Raw genomic sequence first — 23138 nt, 5'->3', positions numbered from 1 at the left:
CGTTCCTTCTCGTGCACCGGATCTTTCTCGTCACCCCACCCCCCGCTGCCTGAGCGGGGTGTCTCCGGCCGCGCGGCGTTCCAGCCGCCCGGCCGATCCGTGCTGCACTGAAGCACCCCGCGTCGTCGACGTCCTTTCCGACAGACACAGACGCAGGAGCGTTTCCCCATGTCCGTTGCCGTACCCACGCGCGCCCGATCGTCGGCCGCGCTCGTCCTCGCCGGAGTCCTCTGGGGGACCGGCGGTCTCGCCGGATCCCTGCTCGCCTCCCGGGCGGGCCTCCATCCACTGAGTGTCGCCGCGTACCGGCTGCTCATCGGCGGCGTGATCGCCACCGGCTATCTCTGGCTCACCGGGAGCCTCCGCGGTTTCCCCCGCACTCCTGAGGTCCGCCGCCGTCTGCTCGCCGTCGGCGGGCTGTTCGCCCTCTTCCAGACCAGCTATTTCGCCGCGGTCTCGCTGAGTTCCGTGAGCGTCGCGACGATGACCACCATCGGCAGCGCGCCCGTCCTGCTCGCCGTCGCGACGGCCGTCAAGACCCGCCGGCTGCCCGGAGCGTGGACGGCGGTGTCCGTGGCCGGGTCCCTCGTCGGGCTCGCGCTGCTGCAGTGGACGCCCGGACAGAAGGTCAACGTCGCCGGAGTGGTGTTCGCCCTGCTCGCAGCGGCTGGGTTCGCCGCGCTGACGCTGGTGACCGCGACCCGCGTCGAAGGCCTCGATCCCTTGCCCACCACGGCTTTCGGCTGCCTGATCGGCGGCGCCGCGCTTGCCCCGGCCGCGCTGTGGTTCGGGATGGCGGTGCCGGTTCAGGCCGACGTGCTCGCGCTCGTCGTCTACTTCGGCGTCGTGCCGACGGCGCTGGCGTACGCCGCGTACTTCCGCGGTCTCGAAAGCGCGCATCCCGTACTGGCCGCGTTGTCCGCCCTGCTCGAACCGTTGACCGCCGCGCTGCTGTCCATGGCCGTGCTCGGGGAACGGCTCGGCGCCGTGGGCTGGTGCGGCGCGGTGGTGCTCATCGCCGCGCTCACGGTCGCCTACTCGAAACCCTAGAGCGGCAGCGTCCGGCCGAGGATCGCGAACGGCCGCGGATCCCCGGCGAAGTGGTAGTCCCGCAGCACGTCGACGAAGCCGACCCGCCGGTACAGGTTCCAGGCCCGGCTGGTGCCTTCCGGCGTGGAAAGGAGGACGTGGGCGCTGGGCACGCCGTCGAGCAGCCGTCGCAGGAGGTCCTCGCCGATCCGCTTCCCCTGGCTTTCGGGGCTGACGTGGATCTCGGTGAGCTCGAAGTAGTCGGACATCCAGTGCTCGGCGGCGGCCTGGCCCTCACGCCGGGTCAGGCCGTGGCGAACCTGTTCGTGCCACCACTGGCCGCCGCGGCCCTTGTAGCCGTAGGCGAGCCCGAGCAGGACGCCGTCCGCGTCGAGCGCGGCCATGCAGCGCCAGCCTTCGCGCAGCGCGTGCGTGAGCCACATCGGCGCGCGTTGCTCCGCCGTGCCTTCGGGATAGCGCATGGCGTTGACGTAGATGGTCAGCGCCTCGGGGAGCCGGGCGCGGAACTCGTCCGCGGACAGCTGGACGTAACGGGTGCATTCCGAGGACATCGCGGTCACGGGCGCCCATCCTGCCCGTCGCCCGCGACGTCCGCGGGAGTGCCCCCGGTCAGCGCGACGAGGCCGTCGAACGTCGTGGGGTACACCGACTTCGGATGCCCGGCGGCGGCCCAGACGACCTCGTGGGCACGTAACGCGGTGTCGACGAGGGTGGTCAACGCCTTCGGGTGACCGACCGGGGCGACGCCGCCGATCGGCTGCCCGGTGTGCGCGCGGACGAACTCCGCGTCCGCCTTGCCGATCTCGTCGGCTCCGGTCAGCGAGGCCAGCAGCCCGGTGTCGGCGCGGTGCGCGCCCGACGTCAGGGCGAGCAGGGCCGTTTCGATGTCGCCGGTGCGGCTGCGGAAGACGAGGCTGTTCGCGATCGCGCCGACCTCGACACCGAGCGCTTCGGCGGCCTGCGCGGCCGTGCGGACTTCGGCGGGGAGGATCCGGATCCCGTCGGCGGCGGCGTGCTGGCCCGCCTCGGCGAGCGCGGCCGCGACCTTGGCCACCGAGGGATGACCGGACCGGTCGATGGTGCTCATACGCCTATGAGATCACGTGACCAAGGCCGTGTCCCGCACCACATGCGGCGATCACCCCGGTACGGGGTTGAGGAAAGGGGCACTTCGGGGTTACATTGGACTTGTTCGAACAGACGTTCGACATTCGGTGAGCGCGCACCGGTAGGTGCCCGGCGCGGGGGCGGGGGAAGCGCCTCGGCGCCGGGCACCGGCCGGCGCTCACGTACAGGAGGAGGGTCGTCATGTCCGTTTCGGTCGTGTCCCCCGACGAAGCCGAGAGGCCGGGGGGCACCGCGCAGCCCGCCCTGCCGATGTCGTTGCGCCCGCCGGCACCACCCGCGGCGGTCTCCTTGTACGCACAGGCGAGGCGGGGGCTCGCCGAAGCAGAGCGGGAGAGCGATCCCGCGGAGCGGTTCATCGGGGCGTATCTCGCCGCGCTGCGGGGCGCGGCGGCGGTACTGGAGGCCCGCGGCCGTCCGCACCGGGGCCGTGCCCGGCCGGCGAGTGGCTGGGTACTGCTCGACTCCGTCGCGCCCGAGCTGAAGGAATGGGCGGCGTTCTTCGCGGCCAATTCGGCGACGCGGGCCGCCGCGCAGGCGGGCATCACCGGAAAGGTCACCGTCGAGCTGGCGGACGAGCTGACCCGGGCCGCCACGGTGTTCCTGGAACTGGTGCGACGGGTGGTGCACGGGCTGCCGATGGGTGACTCGGCGCATGTGGCCTGAGCAGCCTGTTGGCGGAGCTGGGTTTCCTTCGTGACTTGAAAGACCAGCCAGCGCCCTGCGACGCCGATCGCGGACGCGGGTTCACCTATGGACAGAGCCGCCACGGAGAGGGGGTGCCCGATGGCCGGGCAGGCCATGATCGACCAGGGCAGGTTCCTGGAAGTGATCGGCGCCGAAACCGAGTTGATGGCCCAGGTGGCGCACACCGCGTCCGCCGACGCGCCGGTCCCGACCTGCCCGGGCTGGACGCTCGGCGAGGTCCTCAGGCACGTGGGCAGCGTGTACCGGGTCACCCGCCGCTGGATCACCGACGGACGGCGTCCCGAGCACTGGCAGCGCAAACCGGGGCCGGGACAGCACCTGGAGGAGTACTTCCGCGAGGGCAGGGACGAACTCGTCGCCGAACTGTCCGCCCACGACCCGGACGAACTGGCGCCGACCTGGTGGCCGGCGGACCGCAGCTACGGGTTCTGGCGGCGGCGGATGGCGCACGAGACGACGATCCACCGGATCGACGCGGAGAGCGCGGCAGGCCGGGAAGTCTCGGAGATCCCCGAAGACGTGGCACTCGACGGGATCGACGAGGCGCTGGTGCTCTGGTTCGGCCAGCGGCTGCCGTTGCTCGGACTGTCCGGCACCAAGACCGGCTCGGTCGGCGTGCGCACCGCGGGCCACACCTGGATCGCCAGGGCGGGGCCCACGGAGACGGTCGCCTGGCGGTGCTCGGCCGAGGAAGCCCAGCGCGCGGACGACCTGATCACCGGGAAGCCGGACAAGATCTACCGCTGGCTCTGGGGCCGGGCGGGTCCGACGGCGGTGACGGTCAGCGGAGACCAGGACATGGCGGGACAACTCTGGGCCCTTCTGCGGCTCGCGACCCGATGACCGGTCGGTGGGGAAGCCAAACCGGTCACGCCAGTCGGCGGAGCTAACGATGTGCCTGAGAAGCGACCGAACTCCGGTTCACCTGAGACGCACAGAAGTGTCGGTGGTGCCGTCTAGGTTCACCGGTGTGGCAGCACAGCTGGTGAACCTGGTCTTCGACTCGGCCCTTCCCAGAGATCTGGCGGGTTTCTGGGAAGGGCTGTTCAGCTGGGACGCCCCGTTCCAACCGGCGTTCCGCTCCGAGGCGGGCCCCAAACGGGGCAAGAACCGCCTGCACCTGGATCTGGCGAGCCGTTCGCCCGAGCACCAGGCCGAGCTGGTGGACCGTGCGCTGTCCCTCGGCGCACGGCATATCGACATCGGCCAGGGCCCGCCGGAGGAGAAACGGGTGCCGTGGGTGGTGCTCGCGGACCCCGAGGGCAACGAGTTCTGCGTCCTCGAGCCGCGCGAACAGTACGAGGGCACCGGCGCGATCGCTTCGGTCGTCACCGACGCCCTCGACCCGGAGCGGCTGGCGCGGTTCTGGGCGGCCTCCCTGGGCTGGGAGGTCGGCGTCCGGGAAGAGGCGATCGTCGGCCTGCGGCCACCGGACGGCCGCGGCCCGTGGATCGAGTTCCTCGCCACGCGGGAGGAGAAACGGCACAGGAACAGGCTGCGGTTCGAGATCGCGCCACGGCGAGGCAAGAGCCGGGCGGCCGAAGTCCGGCGCCTGCGGGAGCTGGGCGCGTCAGGGCAGCGTGGCGATGCGATGGTGGATCCGGAGGGCAACGAGTTCAGCGTGCTTTCTCCCCGCTGAGTGTTTCGCCGGGGTTGCGCGGTGGCGTCGAACGCTGACCTGAGCGAAACACCCGCGCCGTGGGCAGGCAACAACCGGCCGGGACCGTGGAGTCATGGAGACCTATCGAGCCCGGCCCACCCTGGTCCATCCCGGCGAAGAGACCGCGGCCGCGTCGGCATGGCGTGTCCGGATCCGCGTGGACGACCGGCCCGGCACCCTGGCCAGGATCGCGATCCGGCTCGCCGACCTCGAATGCAACATCCTCGGACTGTCGGTGCTCCCGGTCCCCGGAGGCGTGCTCGACGAGATCGTCCTGCGGCCGGCCACCGGTCTGCCGCGCCAACTGCTCATCGACGCGATCCGCGACGAAGGATGCGAATGCTCCGCCGTCATCGACGCGGATCTGGCCGAACTGGTCGACCCTGCCACCGCGACGCTCACCGCGGCCAAGAGGGCTGTCGAGGAGCCCGGTGGCCTCGCGGAAGTGCTCCGCGGCGTCCTCGCGGCCGACGTAGTCACCAAGGTCCCGTCGATCGAGGCGAACCCGGCCCGCACGGAAGGCGGGCACCGCGCGGTGTTCCCGGCAGGGGACGGCGCCGCGTTCGTCGCGCGCCGCCGGTGGTCACCGTTCGTCGAACTGGAACTGAGCCGCGCCGTCGCACTGGTCGGCCTGACCACCGCCGTCCGCGACAACGTGACCGGTCCGATCGTGCTCGACCGGGCCGACGGCACCGCGATCGTCCTGCGCAAGGGCGTCCCCGGTGACGCGNCGATCGTGCTCGACCGGGCCGACGGCACCGCGATCGTCCTGCGCAAGGGCGTCCCCGGTGACGCGGAAGCGGTGTCCGCGCTGCACCAGAGATGCTCGATGACGACGCTCTTCCACCGCTATCACACCGGAATGCGCGCCGTGCCGCGTCGCTGGCTGCACCGGCTCCTGATGCCGCCGCGCGGGATCAGCCTGCTCGCGGCCTGCGGCCGTGACGTGATCGGTCTCGGCCAGCTGATCCCGGCTGCCGAGGGCGGCGCGGCCGAAGTCTCGCTCCTGGTCGAGGATTCCTGGCAGCGCCAAGGCATCGGCACGGCTTTGCTCGCCCGGCTCGCCACTCTGGCCGTGGCCAAGGGGGAGCGCGAACTCACCGCAGTCTGCCTGCCCGGCGACGACTCCCTCCACCGCACCGCCACCCGTGTGGGGCTCCGGCCCGAACGCGCCCCCGGCGACCCCGGCACCCTGCGCTTCCGGCTCCCCGACCCGCGCATTTAGTCCTCTGAACGCGGTAGTTCGGTTACCAACCACCGCATTCAGAGGACGAAATGCGGGAGTGGGTCAGCGGTTCCAGAACCAGTCTTTGCCGCGGGCCTCGCCCAACGCGCGCTTCTTGCGTTCGGGGGTGAGGCGCTCCAGGTACAGCTTGCCGTCGAGGTGATCGGTCTCGTGCTGCAGGCACTGGGCGAGCACGTCGACGCCTTCGACCTCGACCGGCTCGTTACGCAGGTCGACACCGCGCACCACGGCGTGCTTCGCGCGGACGACCGGGAACCACAGCTCCGGCACGGACAGGCAGCCCTCGCCGATCTCGTGTGTTTCTTCGGACAGCTCGACGATCTCGGGGTTGATCACGTACCCGCTCAGTCCGCCGACGTCGTAGCTGAACACCCGCAGCCCGACCCCGATCTGCGGCGCCGCGAGACCCGCGCGCCCGGCTGGTTTCACCCCGTCCATCAGATCGGTCACCAGCGACTCGATCTTCTTGTCGAATGTCGTGACCGGGTCGCATACGGTCTTGAGCACGGGATCCCCGAAATAGCGCAGGTCGCGCATCACCATGGTCGAACGTCCTTCTCCGCAGGTCTGAGCGGTGATTCTAGGCCCGCAGGCGCAGCCCCTTGGGAGTCGCCCGGAAACCCGCCTCCTGAAGGACGGCTGAAAGCTCCGAAGTGAGCGCCACCTCGCCGTCGGCCTTCTGCACCGCGAGCTGCCCCAGCCAGCCTTCCCGCACCGCCGTGGACAGCGCCCGCGCGGCCGAGCGCAACCTGTCCTGATCCTCGGTGAAACTCAGTAGCGACCGGCCGCCGCGTTCGACGTACATCGCCGGGATACCGTCCACGAGCACGGCCAGCGCGCCCGCTTTCCTTGCCGGACGGTGCTTCGTGTCTCCTGTCGCGGCAGGCCATGGCAACGCGGCACCGTAGGGTTGGGCCGGGTCGGCGGCGGCGAGGACGACGGCGCCTTCGGTGGTGGTGCGCTGGTTCCCCGACTGCGCGCGCAGCCTGTCGACGGCGCCCTTCGCCGCGAACTGCGCCGCGCCGAGTCCTTCGACCACGTACCCCCGGACGACCTGCCCCGAATCCTCCATGCCGCGTAAAACCTTGTAGATTCCCGAAAAACCGCCCGTCACACGCTCGGTATCGAGGGCGCCGCGGGTGAGGACGCCGTGCCGTTCCAGGAAGGCCTCCGTCCGCGCCAGCGCGCGCCTGGTCGGATCGGCTTCGCGTCCCGGGGCCAGTGCCCAGCGGCCGGCCACCGTCGGCGGCCCTGTGCGCGAAGGCATCGCCGGACGCCCGGCCCGAAGCCGCGCGTACCGGCCGCGAGGAGCCTGTCGCCGTGGCTTGTGCGCCGCGCCGGAACCGGAGACCTGCGCCCGCAGCGGGCCCAGCGTGTCCCCGGTGACCAGACCGGCCCACACGAGATCCCACAGCGCCGCCACGACTTCGCCGTCGCCGGGCGGGGTTTCGACCATCGGCGACACCCGGTCCACGAGCTGACGGAAGAACTGCGCTCCACCCTCCAAAGTGGACAGAATGGCCTCGTGGAGCGGGCCGGAGGGCAGATCGTCGTCGAGATCCGGCAACAGCAGATCGGCGACGTCCGTGGGGGCGAGCGCCAGCCAGCCGTCCCCGCCGGACAGGGATCCGCAGCCGCACCAGGTGACCTCGCCCGCCGTGGTGAGTTCGTCCAGCAGCGACGGGGTGTAGCCGGGCAGCCTGCTCGGGAGGATCAGCGACTCGACGGCGCTCGCCGGGAGCGGGGCACCGGCCAGTTGCTCGACCACGGACAGGACGTCGTCCGCCGTCGGCGCCGACCGCACTCGCGCCCCGATGCCGTGCCACGAAGGCAGGAACCGCCCCAGCGCGGCCGGTTCGACCGGTTCGACCTCGGCCCGCAGCCGGGCCAGTGACGCCCGCCGGAGCCTGCGCAGCACCGACGCGTCGCAGAACTCCATCCCGACGCCGTGGGTCTCCGGATGCCCGACGGGGCTCAGCTCGCCGCGGACCAGCCTGCCCTGCGCGGTCAGCCTGTCCAGTACGCCGGTGACCACGGCAGTCCCGAGGCCGAACCGCTCGGCCGCCTGCCGGGCGCTGAACGGGCCGCGGCTGCGTGAATAGCGCGACAGCAGGTCACCGACGGGATCCTCGACCGGTTCGGTGAACGCCTCCGGCACCCCGACGGGCAGCGCGGTGCCCAGCGCGTCTCGTACTCGGCCGGCGTCCTCGATGGCGATGAAGCGTTCGCCGCCGCCGATACGGACCCGGATCACCCGCCGCGCGGCCTCCAATTCCTCCAGCCATTCCCGCTGGATGCCGCGCGCGGCGGCCTCCTCGATCGAGAGATCGCCGAGGAACCGCAACAGATCCGCGGCGTCTTCGGCGTTGCGGGCGTGCCTGTCCGGATCGAGGCGTTGCAACGAGCGCTCGACTTCGGCGACGACCTCGGCGTCCAGCAGTTCGCGGATCGCCTCGGTGCCGAGCAGTTCGGCCAGCAGCGTCGAATCCAGTGCCAGCGCCGCCGCGCGCCGTTCCGCGAGCGGGGCGTCGGTCTCGTACAGGAACATCCCGACGTAGCCGAAGAGCAGGCTGCGCGCGAACGGGGACGCCGACGGTGTCTCGACCTCGACCAGCTTGACCTTGCGAGACCGGACGTCGGTCATCAGCTCACGCAGCCCGCCGACGTCGTACACGTCCTGCAGGACTTCCCGCATCGCCTCCAGTACCACGGGGAAACGCTCGTACTTGGCCGCGACCGAAAGCAGCTGGGACGCGCGCTGCCGCTGCTGCCACAGCGGGGTGCGGCGGCGCGGATCCCGGCGGGGGAGCAGCAGCGACCGTGCCGCGCATTCCCGGAACCGCGCGGCGAACAGCGCGGAACCACCGACCTCGGCGACGATCAGCTGCTCGACCTCTTCCGGATCGAGCAGCACGTCCTCGACGCCGATGGTGACCTCGGCGCCGTCCATGTCCAGCGCCTCGGGCAGCCGTAGCACGATGCCGTCGTCGGAATGCGCGACCTGGGCGTCGACCCCGCGGTTCTCCCGCAGGCGGGCCGCGATCGCGAGTGCCCACGGCGCGTTGACCTGCGCGCCGAACGGCGAGTGCAGGATGACCCGCCAGTCACCCAGCTCGTCGCGAAACCGTTCCAGCAGCACGGTTTTGTCGTTCGGCACATGCCGCGTGGCCGACTTCTGCTCTTCCAGGTACGCCAGCAGGTTGTCGCAGGCGTACTCGTCCAGCCCGGCGACGGCCGCGCGTTCCCTGGCCGCCGACGGATCCGAAGTGGACAGTTCGCGGACGAAGGCGCCCAGCGCGCGGCCCAGTTCCAGCGGGCGGCCGGGGGCGTCGCCCTTCCAGAACGGCATCCGGGCGGGCTCGCCCGGCGCGGGGACCACGATCACGCGGTCGTGGGTGATGTCGGTGACCCGCCAGGAGGAGGTGCCGAGCAGGATCGTGTCCCCGACGCGGGACTCGTAGACCATCTCCTCGTCGAGCTCGCCCACGCGGCTCCCCGAAGTACGCTTTCCCGCTGAGGGGCCATCAGCAGAGTCGGGCTTGCCGTCGGAACCCGGCGTCATCACGGTGAACAGGCCGCGGTCGGGGATCGTGCCGCCCGAGGTCACCGCCAGCCGCTGCGACCCCGGACGGCCGTGCAGTTCGCCGGTGACCCGGTCCCAGGTGATCCGGGCGCGCAGTTCGCCGAACTCCTCACTGGGGTACCGGCCGGCGAGCATGTCGAGCACGGCCAGCAACGCGTCGTCCGGAAGGGACGCGAACGGCGCCGCGCGGCGGGCCAGAGCGGCCAGCTCGTCGACGGTCCACGATTCGAGCGCCACCATCGCCACGACCTGCTGCGCGAGCACGTCCAGCGGATTCCGCGGGTACCGCACCGCCTCGATCGCCCCGGACGCCATCCGCTCCGCCACCACCGCGCAGGAGACGAGGTCGCCCCGGAACTTCGGGAACATCACCCCGCTCGACACCGCGCCGACCTGGTGCCCGGCCCGGCCGACCCGCTGCAGTCCCGAAGCGACCGTCGGCGGCGCCTCGATCTGCACGACGAGATCGACGGCGCCCATGTCGATGCCCAGCTCCAAGGAGGACGTCGCCACCACACACGCCAGCCGCCCGGACTTGAGTTCCTCTTCCACATGGGTGCGCTGCTCGCGCGACATCGAACCGTGGTGCGCCCGCGCGATCACCGGCGCCGCGCCGGTGGTGAGCCCGGACTGGCCGATCGCCTCGGCCGGATACCGCTGATCCGGCTCCAGTTCGCTCTGTTCCGCGACGAGTTCGTTGAGCCGCGCGGTCATCCGTTCGGTGAGCCGCCGCGAGTTGGCGAACACGATCGTCGACCGATGCGCCTGGATCAGTTCGAGGACACGTTCCTCCACCGCGGGCCAGATCGACGGCCGCCGCGGCGCGCCGTCGATGTCCTCCAGTGATCCGGGCAGCCGCGCGAGGCCCGCGTCGAGGTCTTCGTTCTGCTTCGGTCCTTGGGGGCCGTCGAGGTTGGACATGTCCTCGACAGGGACCTCGACGCGGACCTCGATCGTCTTCGCGAGCTTCGGCTGAACGATGGTGACCGGCCTGCCGCCCGCCAGGAACGAGGCGACCTCGTCGATCGGCCGCACGGTCGCCGACAGCCCGATCCGCTGGGCGGGTTTCTCCAGGAGGGCGTCGAGCCGCTCCAGGGACAGTGCCAGATGCGCGCCGCGTTTGCCGCCCGCGACCGCGTGCACCTCGTCGATGATCACCGTCTCCACGCCGCGCAGCGAATCGCGGGCGGAGGAGGTGAGGATCAGGAACAGCGACTCCGGCGTGGTGACCAGCACGTCCGGCGGGGTCTTGCCGAACGAGCGCCGCTCGGCGGCGGTGGTGTCACCCGTGCGCATGCCGACGCCGATGTCCGGGACCGGCAGCCCGAGCCGCCGCGACGCCTGAGAGATACCCGCCAGCGGTGCCCGCAGGTTGCGCTGGACGTCGACCGCCAGCGCCTTCAGTGGCGAGACGTAGAGGACGCGGCAGCGTTTCCGCGGCTCGGACGGCGGTGGCTCGACCGAGAGCCTGTCCAGCGCCCAGAGGAAGGCCGACAACGTCTTGCCCGACCCCGTGGGGGCCACGACCAGCGCGTGTTCCCCCGCGTGCGCGGCACGCCAGGCCCCTTCCTGCGCGCGGGTGGGCGCGGCGAAGGCCCCGGTGAACCAGTCCCTGGTCGCGGGGGAGAAGAGGTCGAGTACGTGTGCCACGCCCTCCATACTGCGCCGGACCACCGACAGTTTCGCTCCGAGGGCTGTGACGAGGCACCCGGTCGGGGACGAGTTCGGCGGGTTCCGCACGTGCGGTGACCTCGCTCATGGGAGCATCACCGCCAGCGCGGCCGGATCGGTACTGGGGCGGCCGCCGTTCGTCTGTGAAGGGGTATGAGCTGTGCGGATCCTGTCGGTGGACCTCGGGACGTCCAACACCGTGGCCGTCCTTTCGGCGCACGGGAGGCCCCCGCGCGTGGTCGAAGTCGACGGTTCGGCCAACATGCCGTCCGCGGTGTTCGCCACCGAGGACGGCACGATCATGGTCGGCCGGGACGCCGAGCGCCGCGCCCGCCTCGACCCGACCCGCTTCGAGCCCAACCCCAAACGCCGCATCGACGAGCAGACGCTCCTGCTGGGCACCGACGTCATCCCGGTCAGCGAGGTGCTGGCCGCGATCCTGCGCCGCGTCCTCGACGAGACCACCCGCCAGCTCGGCGGGGACCTGCCCGACGAGGTCCGGCTCACCCACCCCGCGCAGTGGGGCCCGACCCGCCGCAACGTGCTGCTGTCCGCCGCCCGGCTCGCCGGGATGGGCGGCAACCTGGTGCTCGTTCCCGAGCCGGTCGCCGCGGCCGCGCACTTCGCGTCGTTCCCCGGCAAGACGCTCGCTCCCGGTCAGGCGCTCGCCGTGTACGACCTCGGCGCCGGCACCTTCGACGTCGCGATCGTCGGCGCGACCCCGAACGGCGGCTTCACCGTCGTCGCCGAAGACGGCCTTCCCGACCTCGGTGGCCTCGACGTCGACCAGGCGCTGCTGGTGCACGTCGGCCGCGAGGTCTCGCACAAGGATCCCCAGCGCTGGCAGCGGGTCCTGCGACCCGAGTCCACTCCGGACCGTCGTACGCGGCGCGCGCTGCAGGAGGACGTGAAGGCGGCGAAGGAAGCCCTCTCGCGGCACCCGCAGACCGAGGTCCCGATGCCGGAGCCGTTCGAGGACGTCCTCGTCACGCGAGGCGAGCTTGAAGCGCTGGTGCGGCCGTCGATGCTGCGCAGTGTCGAGCTGATGTCCCGGGTGGTCCGCTCGGCCGGGATGACCCCGGACCGGCTCGCCGGTATCTACCTCGTCGGCGGTTCGAGCCGTCTCCCGCTGGTCGGCAGCCTGATCGCGGAGAAGCTCGGCGTCGTCCCCGGCAGCCTGGACCAGCCCGAGACCGCGGTCGCGCTCGGCGCCCAGCACGTCGCTTCCGACGGCATCAGCTCGCGCACGCAGGGCGTCGAAGGGCAGGTCGCCGCGGGAACCGGCCAGCACCAGGTCGGGCCCGGTGCTTCGGGCCCGTACGCGCCGCCGCCGCAGCAGGTCGCGTCGATCCCGGGGTATACGGGCGGCGGCCCCGGCCAGTCCGGCGGTTTCCCCCAGTCGGGTTACCCGAACAGCGGCCCGCAGCAGGTGCAGCAGCCAGCGCCGACGAATTTCCCGACGTACTCGCTGGCCGGCCAGACCTCCGGTGACAAGGCGCCCGCGCGCAAAAAGAAGCCGCTCGTCATCGGCGCCATCGTGGCCGTCGTCGTGCTGCTCGCCGCCGGGCTCACGTACTTCCTGACGTCCTCGTCGGTGACGACGTACACGGCAGACGAATGCAAGGTGCCCGGCGCGGCCGACGACAAGGGCCTCACCGGCTGCCTGCGCCAGCTCGCAGGGAAGATCGCCGACACCGGCGACTGCAAACCCGGGATGGGCAACGGGCCGGCGAAACCGGCGGAGGACCTCGGCGTGACGTCGACCTGCTCCGCGCCGGGCCGAGCCGGGACCCAGGTGACCTATCTGCAGAGCGACTCCGCGGACAAGCTCAAGGCCTACACCGACGGACTGCTCAAATCGGCCGGTGGGGACCGGACCGAGGCCAAGTGGGCAGGCAACGCCTTGGAAGGCCAGTACTCCTCGGCCGCCGGGCGGAACGCCGCCGTGCTGGTGTTCACCGTGACCGACCGGCCGCTGGTCGGCTTCATCTACCAGGTCCCGGCCGAAGGACAGAACCCGACGCCGGGCGAGCTGGCCGACTACTTCGAAAAGAGCGTCCAGCCGGGCGAATAGCCACTGTTCGCGCGTGAAGGCCCGTGCCGCTGCCGGACGAAGCCGAGCGCCTCGACGCCGGAGATGGTGTGCGGGCCCTTGGTGAACTTCGCGCCGGAGAACTGGTCGTTGACGTCGTTGTTGAGGCAGACGTCGACCCCGCCGATGGCCTGCGTGATCTCGCTGAAGCCCAGCAGGTTGATGGCGGCGTAGTTGTCGATGGTCGAGCCGGTCAGCTGCTCGACCGTCTTGATCAGGGTCTTCGCCCCGGCCTCGTTGGCCTTCTGGTCGAGTTCCTTCGGGTCGGAGACGCCGTTCTCCTGCTGCTTCTTGCGCTCGTCGAGCATCGCGCGGGCGTAGGCCGAGTTGATCTTGTGCTTCCCGTAGCCGCCGGGGATGTCGACGTAGGAGTCGCGCGGCAGCGAGATCGCGACGGCCTTGGAGCCGTCGTTCGGGATGTGCACGAAGATCAGCGAGTCGGTGTTCAGCTCGCCGTCGGCCTGCCCGGCGCGCAGCTGGGCCAGCACTTCCTTCGACAGCGGGTTGCCCTGCGCGTCCGTGCGGCTGTCGAGACCGACGAGCAGGATGTCGCGGGCGCCGTCGGCGGGCTTCTCGCCTTCGTCCGCGCCGATGCCGACGTTCGCGAAGGTCAGGCCGTCCATCGCGGCCCACGCGTACCCGGTCAGGCCCATCACCAGCAGCGAGACCAGCCCGAGAGCGATCTTGGGGCCGCGGAACGACCGCCGGCGCGGTGCCGGGCGCCGGGGCGGCATGCCCGCGGCCTGACGGGCGGGCGCCGGGCGGGCACCCCGGGGCGGGGCCGGTCGGGAAGGAACGCGTCCGGGCGCGTCCTGCCTAGGCCGGGCGGGACGTCGATCCCCATGCCCATTCCGAGGCGGGTACTCCACGCGGTCNTCTTCCGATCTGGCGTTTCGGGTTCTAACCCGACACGCCACTCACGACCCCGGTGACTACGGGCTGCCCCTGCCGCCTCGGTAGCCCTGGGTCGAGTGTCCCCTCCCCCCGATCGACCCAGATCGCCCTCCGGCAGGCCTCTGACCAGTGCTGATACGACCGATCAGGAATCAAGAAGCACCGGAAGCCCGCCGCGAAATAGCGTTACCGGCATGAACTTCATCGACGCCATCACCCTCGAAGTGGCCGACACCGAGGCCGCCGAACGCTTCTACACCACCGCCTTCGGGCTCGGCCCCGAGCTGCGTCTGCGGGCTTCGCAGGAGCCGTCCACCGGCTTCCGCGGCTACACCCTCTCCCTCATGGTTTCCCAGCCCGCCAACGCCGACGCGCTCATCGACGCCGCCGTCGCCGCCGGGGCGACCGTGATCAAGCCCGCCGCGAAGTCGATGTGGGGTTACGGCGGAACCGTGCGGGCCCCGGACGGCGCGATCTGGAAGATCGCCACCTCGGCGAAGAAGAACACCGGACCGGCGGCCCGCGAATTCGACGCCATCGTGTTGCTGCTGGGCGTCGCCGACGTGGCCGCGAGCAAGAAGTTCTACGTCGAGCACGGCCTCACCGTGGGGAAGAGCTTCGGCCGCGTGTACGTCGAGTTCGAATCCGGCTCGAGCCCCGTGAAGCTGGCGCTGTACAAGCGCAAGGCCCTGGCCAAGGACGCCGGCGTGTCCCCGGAGGGCACCGGCTCGCACCGCATCGCGATCTGCGGTACCGCCCCGTTCACCGACCTCGACGGCTTCGTCTGGGAGACCTCGACTCTCGCCGCCCAGTCCTGATGTGCCACTACCGGATGCCCCCGCTCGCCGCTTACCAAGGAGAAACCGCAATGACCACCACGTACGAAGGATTCACGGCCGAAGAGAAGGCCGCGATGAAGGAACACGCCCAGGACATGAAGAAGGCGGCGCGCCGCGGTTCGGCCGCCGGCAAAGCGGCGGCGGCCGAGCAGGACGTGGTCGCGAAGATCGCCGAGATGTCCGATGAGGACCGAGCGCTGGCCGAGCTGGTCCACACCGTCGTGAAGGCGAACGCCCCGATGCTCGCGCCGAAACTCTGGTATGGCCAGCCCGCCTACGCGCTGGACGGCAAGATCGTCTGTTTCTTCCAGGCGGCGGCCAAGTTCAAGACGCGGTACGCGACGCTCGGTTTCAACGAGGCCGCTCAGCTGGACGACGGCGCGATGTGGGCGACGGCCTTCGCGCTGACCGGCGTCACCCCCGATGTGGAACAGCGCATCGCCACGCTGGTGAAGCAAGCCGTCAGCTGAGCGACCGCAGGCGATGCCCGGCGGCGAGCTCGCGGGAGGTTGTTGCGAAAGCCACTTTCGCAACGTCCTCTCGCCAGGCCACCCCACAGCGCGAGTGGCAGCTCGCTTTACCGCGTGAGTGGCCACACGCGGGGTGGCGGCGGAACCCTAGGCTCGGGTGATCACTGGGAGGACCACATGATCACCATCAAGCCTTTGAAGCCCGAAGACCGCGAAGCCTGGGAACACCTGTTCCGCGCGTACATCGCCTTCTATGAGCGTGTCGCGCCCCAAGAGGTCTACGACCGGGCCTGGCGAGAATTCCGGACCGGGGAGCGGATGCACGCGCTCGGTGCCCACCTGGGCGGCGAGCTCGTCGGGATCACGCATTTCCTGGTGCACCCCAGTACTTCCGCGCTCACCGACGTCTGTTACCTGCAAGATCTGTTCACGGCGCCGCAAGCCCGGGGCAAGGGGGTCGCGCGGGCGTTGATCGAGGCCGTCGCGGCCTGGGCGCGCGACCGCGATTGCGACAGGGTTTACTGGCACACCAAGGAATCCAACGCCACCGCGCGCCGCCTGTACGACCAGGTCGCGGTGAATCGGGGCTTCATCCAGTACCAGCTCCCGCTCTGAAAACAGTGAGGGCCACCCGGCGCGCGAGTGGCCCTCACAACACGGATCAGAGCTTCGAAGCCTCCGCCGCGAAAGCTTCGATCTTCCCGAAGTCCTTGGCCTCCAAGGCATCCTTCGGCGTCAGCCACGAACCACCGATACAGCCCACATTGGACAGTGCGAGATAGTCCGGCGCGGTCTTCACGGTGATCCCGCCGGTCGGGCAGAACTTCAGCCCGGGCAGCGGCCCGCCGATCGACTTCAGGTACGCCACGCCGCCGCTGGCCTCGGCGGGGAAGAACTTCAACGCGGTCAGCCCGCGTTCGGCCAGCCGCATCGCTTCGGACACCGTGCTCGCGCCCGGCAGGAACGGGAGCCCGGTCTCGAACGCGGCGTCCAGCACGGCGTCCGTGCAGCCCGGGGTCACCAGGAACTTCGCGCCGGCGGCGGCCGCCTGCTTCGCGTGCTCGGGCGCGGTGACCGTCCCGGCGCCGATGACGATCTCCGGGACCTCGGCGGCGATCCGCTCGATGGAGGCGAGTGCCGCCGGGGTGCGCAGGGTCAGCTCGATCACGCCGATCCCGCCCGCGAGCAGAGCCCGCGCGGTGGGCACGGCGTCGGCGGCGTCGTCGAGCACGACGACGGGCATCACAGGGGACAGGCCGAGCAGGTCGGCGCCGGTGGTCACTGGGTTACCTCCACAGGGGTCAACGTGTGCGCCGGAGCGCCGAAGTGTTCCGGCGTGAGCGGTCCGAAGACGCTCGCGCCCTGATCGGCGGGGCCGACCGCGCGGCGCAGCGCCGCGAACAGTTCCCGGCCGGTGCCGGTCCAGGATGCCTCCGAAGGCGGGTAGTCCACCAGTTCACGGCGGGCGAGTTCTTCGTCACCCACGAGGACGTCGAGCGTCCCTGCCTTGGCGTCGAGACGGATGACGTCGCCGTCGGCGATCCGCGCGATCGGGCCTCCCGCGGCGGCTTCCGGGGTCACCTGGATCGCCGCCGGGATCTTCCCGGACGCACCCGACATCCGGCCGTCGGTGAGCAACGCCACCTGGTGCCCGCGGTCCATCAGCACCCCCAGCGCCGGGGTGAGGCCGTGCAACTCCGGCATCCCGTTGGCCTGCGGGCCCTGCTGCCGGATGACCACGACGACGTCGCGGTCCAGCTCGCCGGCCTCGAAAGCGTCCTTGAAGGACTTCTGGTCGGTGAACACGCGCGCCGGGGCCTGCACGATCCGGTGCTCCGGCGCCACCGCCGAAACCTTGATCACCGCGCGGCCGAGGTTGCCCGCGACCATGCGAAGCCCGCCATCGGAGGCGAACGGCCGCCACACGGGACGCAGGACGTCCTCGTCGAGACTGCGCGTCGGGACGTCACGCCAGACCAGCTCGCCTTCGGAAAGGATCGGCTCCTGCCGGTACCGGTGCAGGCCAGGTCCGGCGACGGTCTGGACGTCCTCGTGCAGCAGGCCCGCGCTGAGCAGGGTGCCGACCAGGAACTGGATGCCCCCGGCGGCGTGGAAGTGGTTGATGTCCGCGCTGCCGTTCGGGTACACGCGGGCCAACAGGGGGATCACCGACGACAGATCGGAGAAGTCGTCCCAGGTCAGCTGGATGCCCGCGGCGGCGGCGATCGCGACGAGGTGCATCGTGTGGTTGGTCGAGCCACCCGTGGCGAGCAGTGCGATGACACCGTTGACGACGGCCTTCTCGTCGATCACGCGCGAGACCGGCGTGTACTCCTCGCCTCGCGAAAGCTTTACGACGCGCCGCCCGGCCTCTTCGGTGAGCGCCTTGCGCAGCGTCGAGTTCGGCTGCACGAAGCTGGCGCCCGGAAGGTGCAGGCCCATCACCTCGACGACCATCTGGTTCGAGTTGGCGGTGCCGTAGAAGGTGCACGTGCCCGCCGAGTGGTACGAAGCCGCTTCGGCGTCCAACAGGTCTTCGCGGGTCGCCTTGCCCTCGGCGTAGAGCTGGCGCACGCGCGCCTTCTCCTTGTTCGGCAGGCCCGAGTTCATCGGCCCGGCGGGTACCAGGATCGCCGGGAGATGCCCGAAGGACAGCGCCCCGATCAGCAGGCCGGGAACGATCTTGTCGCAGACGCCGAGCAGCAGCGCCGCGTCGAACATGTCGTGGGAGAGCGCGATCGCGGTCGACATCGCGATCACCTCGCGGCTGAACAGCGACAGCTCCATCCCGGGACGGCCCTGGGTGACGCCGTCGCACATCGCGGGCACGCCACCGGCGAACTGCGCCACCCCGCCCGCCTGGCGGACCGAGCCCTTGAGCATCGCGGGGTATTCCTGCATCGGCTGGTGCGCCGAAAGCATGTCGTTGTAGGACGAGACGATCGCGACGCCCGGCGCTCGCACGGCGCGCAGTGCGGCTTTGTCGACACCTTCCATCGCGGCGAAGCCGTGGGCGAGGTTGCTGCAGTCGAGACCGCGCCGCATCGGTCCTTCTTCGTGGGAGGCGGCGACGCGTTCGAGGTACGCGGCGCGGGTTTCGGCGCTGCGGGCGGCGATGCGTTCGGTGACTTCGGCGATGATGGGGTGGACGTTCGGGGCGGTGCTCATTGTCCGGCTCCGGATCACTGGTCGTGGTGGTCCGCGGGACGGCAACGCTGACGTCGCTGGGTCGTGACAGTGGCCACAGTACCTCGGGGGAAAGCCCGAATCAAAATCGATACAGAAGATCGACTCGCGTGACCTCCGTCACGTCACTAGGTTCCACTGTGCTACTTGTCACATTGCACAACGCGCGGCAGAGTCGAGACGGCGAGGAATCGCTGGCCTTCGAAGGCTCAAGCGGCCAACCGAACCGACCATCGGGAGGTACCGATGTCCACCACAGAGATCGCCGAGCTTCGGCGAGCCATCGGTCAGTTGAGGCAGTGCGTCGGCGCGCTGCGATCCCGATACGGCGACGCTTCGGCGGTACGACGTCTGGCGAACGACGTCGAGCGGCTCGACATCGACGCGACCGACCTCGACACGACCCCGAACGCGGTGCCCGCGCAGGCGAAGGCCGCCGATCGTGTCCAGGTTCCCGATACGCCCTACGACCCGGCGCTGTGGCAAGGCGCCGATGACGAAGGCGTCGGCGGCTACAAGCGCGACCAGCGGTGAGCGCCCCCGCCGGCAACGAGGCCGGACGGGGTACGGGGGTCCGCGCACCGTCGCGGGCCCGGATCGCCGAAAGAACGCTGCGCACCGACCGGTGGTGGCTGTCCCCGCTGCTGACCGTCCTCGGCCTCTCCGCCTTCATCATCTACGCGACGATCAGGTCCTTCGTGCGCACCGCGTACTGGGTGCCCGAGTACCACTACCTGACGCCGTTCTATTCGCCCTGCGTCTCGGAATCCTGCGTCGAAGGCTCCCGGCATTTCGGGGCCTGGATCGGCGAACTGCCGGGCTTCATCCCGCTCGGCTTCCTCGTCCTGCCGTTCCTGCTGGGCTTCCGGCTGACCTGCTACTACTACCGCAAGGCCTACTACCGGGCCGTCTGGTTCTCACCGCCCGCCTGCGCGGTCGCCGAACCGCACGCGAAGTACACCGGTGAGACGCGGCTGCCGTTGATCATCCAGAACGCCCACCGCTACTTCTTCTACGTGGCCGTGGTCGTCTCGCTGATCAACACCTACGACGCGATCACCGCGTTCCACGGCAAGACCGGCGGATTCGGTTTCGGGCTCGGCAACATCGTGCTGACCGGCAACGTGATCCTGTTGTGGGCCTACACGTTGTCGTGCCACTCGTGCCGTCACGTGACCGGCGGCAGGCTCAAGCACTTCTCGAAACATCCGGTCCGCTACTGGATCTGGACGCAGATCACGAAGCTCAACACCCGGCACATGGCACTGGCGTGGACGACGCTCGGCACGCTCGTGCTGACCGACCTCTACGTGATGCTCGTGGCCAGCGGCGCCATTTCGGATCTGCGGTTCATCAACTAGCGGCGCGGGAATCTCCCGTCCCCGGCGACAAGCTTTGAGGTGGCTCTTTTCATGACCGAGGTCGAACGGCTCAACTACGACGTGGTGGTGATCGGTGCCGGCGGTGCCGGTCTCCGCGCGGTCATCGAAGCCCGCGAACGCGGCTTCAGCGTCGCGGTGGTGTGCAAATCGCTCTTCGGCAAGGCGCATACGGTGATGGCCGAAGGCGGCTGCGCGGCGTCGATGGGCAACGCGAACTCGAACGACAACTGGCAGGTGCACTTCCGCGACACCATGCGCGGCGGGAAGTTCCTCAACAACTGGCGGATGGCCGAACTCCACGCCAAGGAGGCGCCGGACCGCGTCTGGGAACTGGAGACCTACGGCGCGCTGTTCGACCGCACCGCCGACGGCCGGATCAGCCAGCGCAACTTCGGCGGGCACACGTACCCGCGGCTGGCGCACGTCGGCGACCGCACCGGGCTCGAACTGATCCGCACGATGCAGCAGAAAATCGTTTCGCTGCAACAAGAGGACTTCAAGGAGACCGGTGACTACGAGGCGAGGATCAAGGTCTTCGCCGAATGCACGATCACCGAACTGCTGACCGACGACGGCCGGATCTCGGGTGCCTTCGGGTATTGGCGCGAGAGCGGCCGGTTCATCCTGTTCGAGGCGCCGGCGGTGGTGCTGGCCACCGGCGGCATCGGGAAATCGTTCAAGGTCACCTCGAACTCGTGGGAGTACACCGGTGACGGGCACGCGCTGGCGCTGCGGGCCGGGGCGACGCTCATCAACATGGAGTTCGTCCAATTCCACCCCACCGGCATGGTCTGGCCGCCGAGTGTGAAGGGGATCCTGGTCACCGAAGGCGTTCGCGGTGACGGAGGGGTTCTCAAGAACACCGAGGACAAGCGGTTCATGTTCGAGTACGTCCCTGATGTGTTCAAGGGGCAGTACGCGGACAGCGAGGAGGAAGCCGACCGCTGGTACACCGACCAGGAGAAGAACCGCCGCACCCCGGATCTGCTCCCGCGTGACGAGGTGGCGCGGGCGATCAACTCCGAGGTCAAGGCGGGCCGGGGATCGCCGCACGGCGGGGTCTTCCTCGACATCGCCAGCAGGCTGCCCGCGGAGGAGATCCGCAAACGGCTGCCGTCGATGTACCACCAGTTCAAGGAACTCGCCGACGTCGACATCACGAAGGAGCCGATGGAGGTCGGCCCCACCTGCCACTACGTGATGGGCGGGATCGAGGTCGACCCGGACACCGCGTCGTCGAGCGTGCCCGGACTGTTCGCCGCCGGTGAGTGCTCGGGCGGGATGCACGGCTCGAACCGGCTCGGCGGCAACTCGCTTTCGGATCTGCTGGTCTTCGGCCGTCGGGCGGGCCTCGGCGCCGCGTCCTACGTCGCGGAGCTGAAGGAGCGTCCGAAGGTCAGTCAGTCCGATGTGGACGCCGCCGCGGCGATGGCGCTCGCGCCGTTCGACCCGCCGGGTGACGGCGTCGAGGAGAACCCGTACAGCCTGCACACCGAGCTGCAGCAGTCGATGAACGACCTGGTCGGCATCATCCGCAAGGCGGAGGAGATCGAGCGGGCGCTGGAGAAGCTCGGGGAATTGCGCGAGCGGATCAAGCGGGTCACCGTCGAAGGGCATCGGCAGTTCAACCCCGGCTGGCATCTCGCCGTCGACCTGCGGAACATGCTGATGGTCAGCGAATGCGTCGCCAGGGCCGCGCTCACCAGGACCGAGAGCCGGGGCGGGCACACGCGGGACGACCATCCGGGCATGGACGCCCAGTGGCGCAACAAACTCCTGGTCTGCTCGGCCACGCCGGGCGACAACCCGGTGGTGCCGGACATCGGCGTCGAGGTCAAGGCACAGACCCCGCTGCGGCAGGACCTGCTGGAGCTGTTCGAACTGTCCGAGCTGGGGAAGTACTACACCGACGAAGAACTGGCCTCGCACCCCGGGAGTCCGGCATGAGCTACAAGGCGAGTTTCCGGGTCTGGCGCGGTGACGCCGATTCGGGTGAGCTGCAGGACTACAGCGTCGAGGTCAACGAGGGCGAGGTCGTCCTCGACATCATCCACCGGTTGCAGGCCACCCAGGCCTCGGATCTGGCGGTGCGATGGAACTGCAAGGCGGGCAAATGCGGTTCGTGCTCGGCGGAGATCAACGGCAAGCCGCGGTTGCTGTGCATGACCCGGATGTCGACCTTCACCGAGGACGAGGTCATCACCGTGACCCCGATGCGGACGTTCCCGGTGATCCGCGACCTGGTGACCGACGTGTCGTTCAACTACACCAAGGCCCGCGAGATCCCGTCGTTCACGCCGCCCCCGGAGCTGAAGCCGGGGGAGTACCGGATGCAGCAGGTGGACGTCGAGCGCTCGCAGGAGTTCCGCAAGTGCATCGAGTGCTTCCTGTGCCAGAACACCTGCCACGTGGTGCGCGACCACGAGGAGAACAAGGAGGCCTTCGCCGGGCCCCGGTACCTGATGCGGATCGCCGAACTCGAAATGCACCCCCTCGACGTCGCCGACCGGCGTGACGAGGCGCAGGAGGAGCACGGGCTCGGGTACTGCAACATCACCAAGTGCTGCTCGGACGTGTGCCCGGAGGGCATCCACATCACCGACAACGCGCTCATCCCGATGAAGGAACGCGTCGCGGACCGGAAGTACGACCCCATCGTGTGGCTGGGGAACAAGCTGTTCCGGCGGGACAAGTAGTCACGAGGAAGTCCGTGAAGGCCTCCTTCCCTACCCTGAGAGTAGGGAAGGAGGCCTTCACGGACNATCCATCCGGGTCAACGCTGTCGCACCGGGCATGATCCACACGGGACTGCACGCCGCGGCGGGAATGCCCGATCGCATGGAGCGGATCGCGCCGACCATTCCGATGGGACGGGCGGGCGAGCCCGGCGAAGTCGCGGAAGCCGTGCTGCCTTCCCTCGGCTCAGCCGAGGGAAGGGGGCCTTCACGCGTTTCGTGCCCGAGGCGGGGCTAGACTTCGCTCGATGCGTATCACGGTCTTCCGGCGGCTGATGGCCGACGAATTCGGTCCCGGACGTGCGGAGACCCTCTCCAGGGATCACTCCTTCGGTGAACTCGGGGGCCGGACCGTCGAACAGGCCCTCGAAGCGGGAATCTCGGCCAAAGACGTCTGGCGAGCGGTCTGCGACGCCTTCGAGATCCCGCCGGAGCGGCGCTGACCTCGGCAAAGGGACAAGAACCCTAGCGCAACGGCGTGTCGGCCACGGCCTCGA

The 23138-nt window shown here is 69.9% G+C and carries 20 protein-coding genes and 2 pseudogenes; 15 read left to right on the top strand and 7 right to left on the bottom strand.

What is annotated here, in order from left to right:
• Positions 1–168: 168 nt before the first annotated feature.
• Positions 169–1050 (top strand): DMT family transporter, encoded by an 882-nt coding sequence (locus tag LCL61_RS36240; RefSeq protein ID WP_340683908.1) that lies wholly within the window; start codon positions 169–171, stop codon positions 1048–1050.
• Here the strand turns inward: LCL61_RS36240 and LCL61_RS36235 are convergent.
• Together LCL61_RS36235 and LCL61_RS36230 are read right to left on the bottom strand one after the other, a co-directional pair.
• Entirely contained in the window at positions 1047–1610 is a 564-nt protein-coding gene (locus LCL61_RS36235; protein ID WP_016332697.1) for a GNAT family N-acetyltransferase, read from the bottom strand. The two genes, LCL61_RS36240 and LCL61_RS36235, sit on opposite strands and share 4 nt — an antisense overlap.
• The gene (locus LCL61_RS36230) at positions 1607–2137 is read right to left on the bottom strand and encodes a YbaK/EbsC family protein (protein ID WP_340683907.1); all 531 of its coding nucleotides are present in this window, start codon (positions 2135–2137) and stop codon (positions 1607–1609) included. The genes LCL61_RS36235 and LCL61_RS36230 overlap by 4 nt, the downstream gene beginning before the upstream one ends.
• A 221-nt stretch (positions 2138–2358) precedes the next feature.
• Here LCL61_RS36230 and LCL61_RS36225 point away from each other — a divergent pair, with 221 nt between their 5' ends.
• From LCL61_RS36225 to LCL61_RS36210, 4 genes are all read left to right on the top strand, one after another.
• Entirely contained in the window at positions 2359–2841 is a 483-nt protein-coding gene (locus LCL61_RS36225) for an SAV_6107 family HEPN domain-containing protein (protein WP_340683906.1), read from the top strand.
• A gap of 120 nt (positions 2842–2961) precedes the next feature.
• On the top strand, positions 2962–3726 hold the full coding sequence (locus LCL61_RS36220) for a maleylpyruvate isomerase family mycothiol-dependent enzyme (protein ID WP_340683905.1): 765 nt from the start codon (positions 2962–2964) through the stop codon (positions 3724–3726).
• Positions 3727–3853: 127 nt separating this feature from the next.
• Complete coding sequence (locus LCL61_RS36215; protein ID WP_340683904.1) at positions 3854–4522, top strand: VOC family protein; 669 nt, start codon at positions 3854–3856, stop codon at positions 4520–4522.
• Between the two features lie 94 nt (positions 4523–4616).
• A complete protein-coding gene (locus LCL61_RS36210) occupies positions 4617–5768 on the top strand; it encodes a GNAT family N-acetyltransferase (protein ID WP_340683903.1) in 1152 nt (383 codons plus the stop codon).
• Between the two features lie 63 nt (positions 5769–5831).
• On the opposite strand, the gene def is transcribed toward LCL61_RS36210, so the two are convergent.
• Both def and LCL61_RS36200 read right to left on the bottom strand, forming a co-directional pair.
• Entirely contained in the window at positions 5832–6332 is a 501-nt protein-coding gene (gene def, locus LCL61_RS36205) for a peptide deformylase (RefSeq protein WP_037343240.1), read from the bottom strand.
• A gap of 37 nt (positions 6333–6369) precedes the next feature.
• Positions 6370–11031 (bottom strand): ATP-dependent helicase, encoded by a 4662-nt coding sequence (locus LCL61_RS36200; RefSeq protein WP_340688762.1) that lies wholly within the window; start codon positions 11029–11031, stop codon positions 6370–6372.
• 172 nt (positions 11032–11203) lie between these two features.
• Here LCL61_RS36200 and LCL61_RS36195 point away from each other — a divergent pair, with 172 nt between their 5' ends.
• Entirely contained in the window at positions 11204–13117 is a 1914-nt protein-coding gene (locus tag LCL61_RS36195; RefSeq protein ID WP_340683902.1) for an Hsp70 family protein, read from the top strand.
• 5 nt (positions 13118–13122) lie between these two features.
• Here LCL61_RS36195 and LCL61_RS36190 read toward each other — a convergent pair.
• Positions 13123–13788 (bottom strand): annotated as a pseudogene (locus LCL61_RS36190) (LCP family protein); the annotation flags it as partial.
• A gap of 435 nt (positions 13789–14223) precedes the next feature.
• Here LCL61_RS36190 and LCL61_RS36185 point away from each other — a divergent pair.
• The 3 genes from LCL61_RS36185 to LCL61_RS36175 all read left to right on the top strand — a co-directional run bounded on the left by LCL61_RS36185 (position 14224) and on the right by LCL61_RS36175 (position 15953).
• Positions 14224–14847 (top strand): glyoxalase, encoded by a 624-nt coding sequence (locus tag LCL61_RS36185; RefSeq protein ID WP_340683901.1) that lies wholly within the window; start codon positions 14224–14226, stop codon positions 14845–14847.
• A 50-nt stretch (positions 14848–14897) separates the two neighbouring features.
• Positions 14898–15338, top strand: a complete 441-nt coding sequence (locus tag LCL61_RS36180; protein ID WP_340683900.1) for a DUF1801 domain-containing protein — start codon at positions 14898–14900, stop codon at positions 15336–15338.
• Positions 15339–15515: 177 nt separating this feature from the next.
• On the top strand, positions 15516–15953 hold the full coding sequence (locus tag LCL61_RS36175; RefSeq protein WP_340683899.1) for a GNAT family N-acetyltransferase: 438 nt from the start codon (positions 15516–15518) through the stop codon (positions 15951–15953).
• Between the two features lie 46 nt (positions 15954–15999).
• On the opposite strand, the gene eda is transcribed toward LCL61_RS36175, so the two are convergent.
• Together eda and edd are read right to left on the bottom strand one after the other, a co-directional pair.
• Positions 16000–16620, bottom strand: coding sequence for a bifunctional 4-hydroxy-2-oxoglutarate aldolase/2-dehydro-3-deoxy-phosphogluconate aldolase (gene eda / locus LCL61_RS36170; RefSeq protein ID WP_340683898.1), 621 nt, complete (start codon positions 16618–16620; stop codon positions 16000–16002).
• Positions 16617–18506, bottom strand: coding sequence for a phosphogluconate dehydratase (edd, locus tag LCL61_RS36165; protein ID WP_340683897.1), 1890 nt, complete (start codon positions 18504–18506; stop codon positions 16617–16619). The genes eda and edd overlap by 4 nt, the downstream gene beginning before the upstream one ends.
• Before the next feature lie 264 nt (positions 18507–18770).
• Between edd and LCL61_RS36160 the strand changes: the two genes are divergently transcribed.
• The 6 genes and pseudogenes from LCL61_RS36160 to LCL61_RS36135 all read left to right on the top strand — a co-directional run bounded on the left by LCL61_RS36160 (position 18771) and on the right by LCL61_RS36135 (position 23084).
• Entirely contained in the window at positions 18771–19058 is a 288-nt protein-coding gene (locus LCL61_RS36160; protein WP_016332714.1) for a hypothetical protein, read from the top strand.
• On the top strand, positions 19055–19885 hold the full coding sequence (locus LCL61_RS36155) for a hypothetical protein (protein ID WP_340683896.1): 831 nt from the start codon (positions 19055–19057) through the stop codon (positions 19883–19885). The genes LCL61_RS36160 and LCL61_RS36155 overlap by 4 nt, the downstream gene beginning before the upstream one ends.
• A 51-nt stretch (positions 19886–19936) precedes the next feature.
• Positions 19937–21853 carry a fumarate reductase/succinate dehydrogenase flavoprotein subunit gene (locus LCL61_RS36150; RefSeq protein WP_340683895.1) on the top strand — a complete coding sequence of 639 codons (1917 nt, stop codon included), beginning with the start codon at positions 19937–19939 and terminating at the stop codon, positions 21851–21853.
• The gene (locus LCL61_RS36145) at positions 21850–22602 is read left to right on the top strand and encodes a succinate dehydrogenase/fumarate reductase iron-sulfur subunit (protein WP_005164720.1); all 753 of its coding nucleotides are present in this window, start codon (positions 21850–21852) and stop codon (positions 22600–22602) included. The genes LCL61_RS36150 and LCL61_RS36145 overlap by 4 nt, the downstream gene beginning before the upstream one ends.
• 67 nt (positions 22603–22669) lie before the next feature.
• Positions 22670–22879, top strand: a pseudogene (locus tag LCL61_RS36140) (SDR family oxidoreductase); the annotation flags it as partial.
• A gap of 10 nt (positions 22880–22889) precedes the next feature.
• Entirely contained in the window at positions 22890–23084 is a 195-nt protein-coding gene (locus LCL61_RS36135; protein WP_340683894.1) for a DUF3046 domain-containing protein, read from the top strand.
• Positions 23085–23138: the final 54 nt, after the last annotated feature.

The sequence above is a fragment of the Amycolatopsis coloradensis genome (assembly GCF_037997115.1).
Lineage (GTDB): Bacteria > Actinomycetota > Actinomycetes > Mycobacteriales > Pseudonocardiaceae > Amycolatopsis > Amycolatopsis coloradensis_A.
Note: the sequence above shows the minus strand (reverse complement) of the source record. Positions and strands in the feature narration are given on the sequence as shown.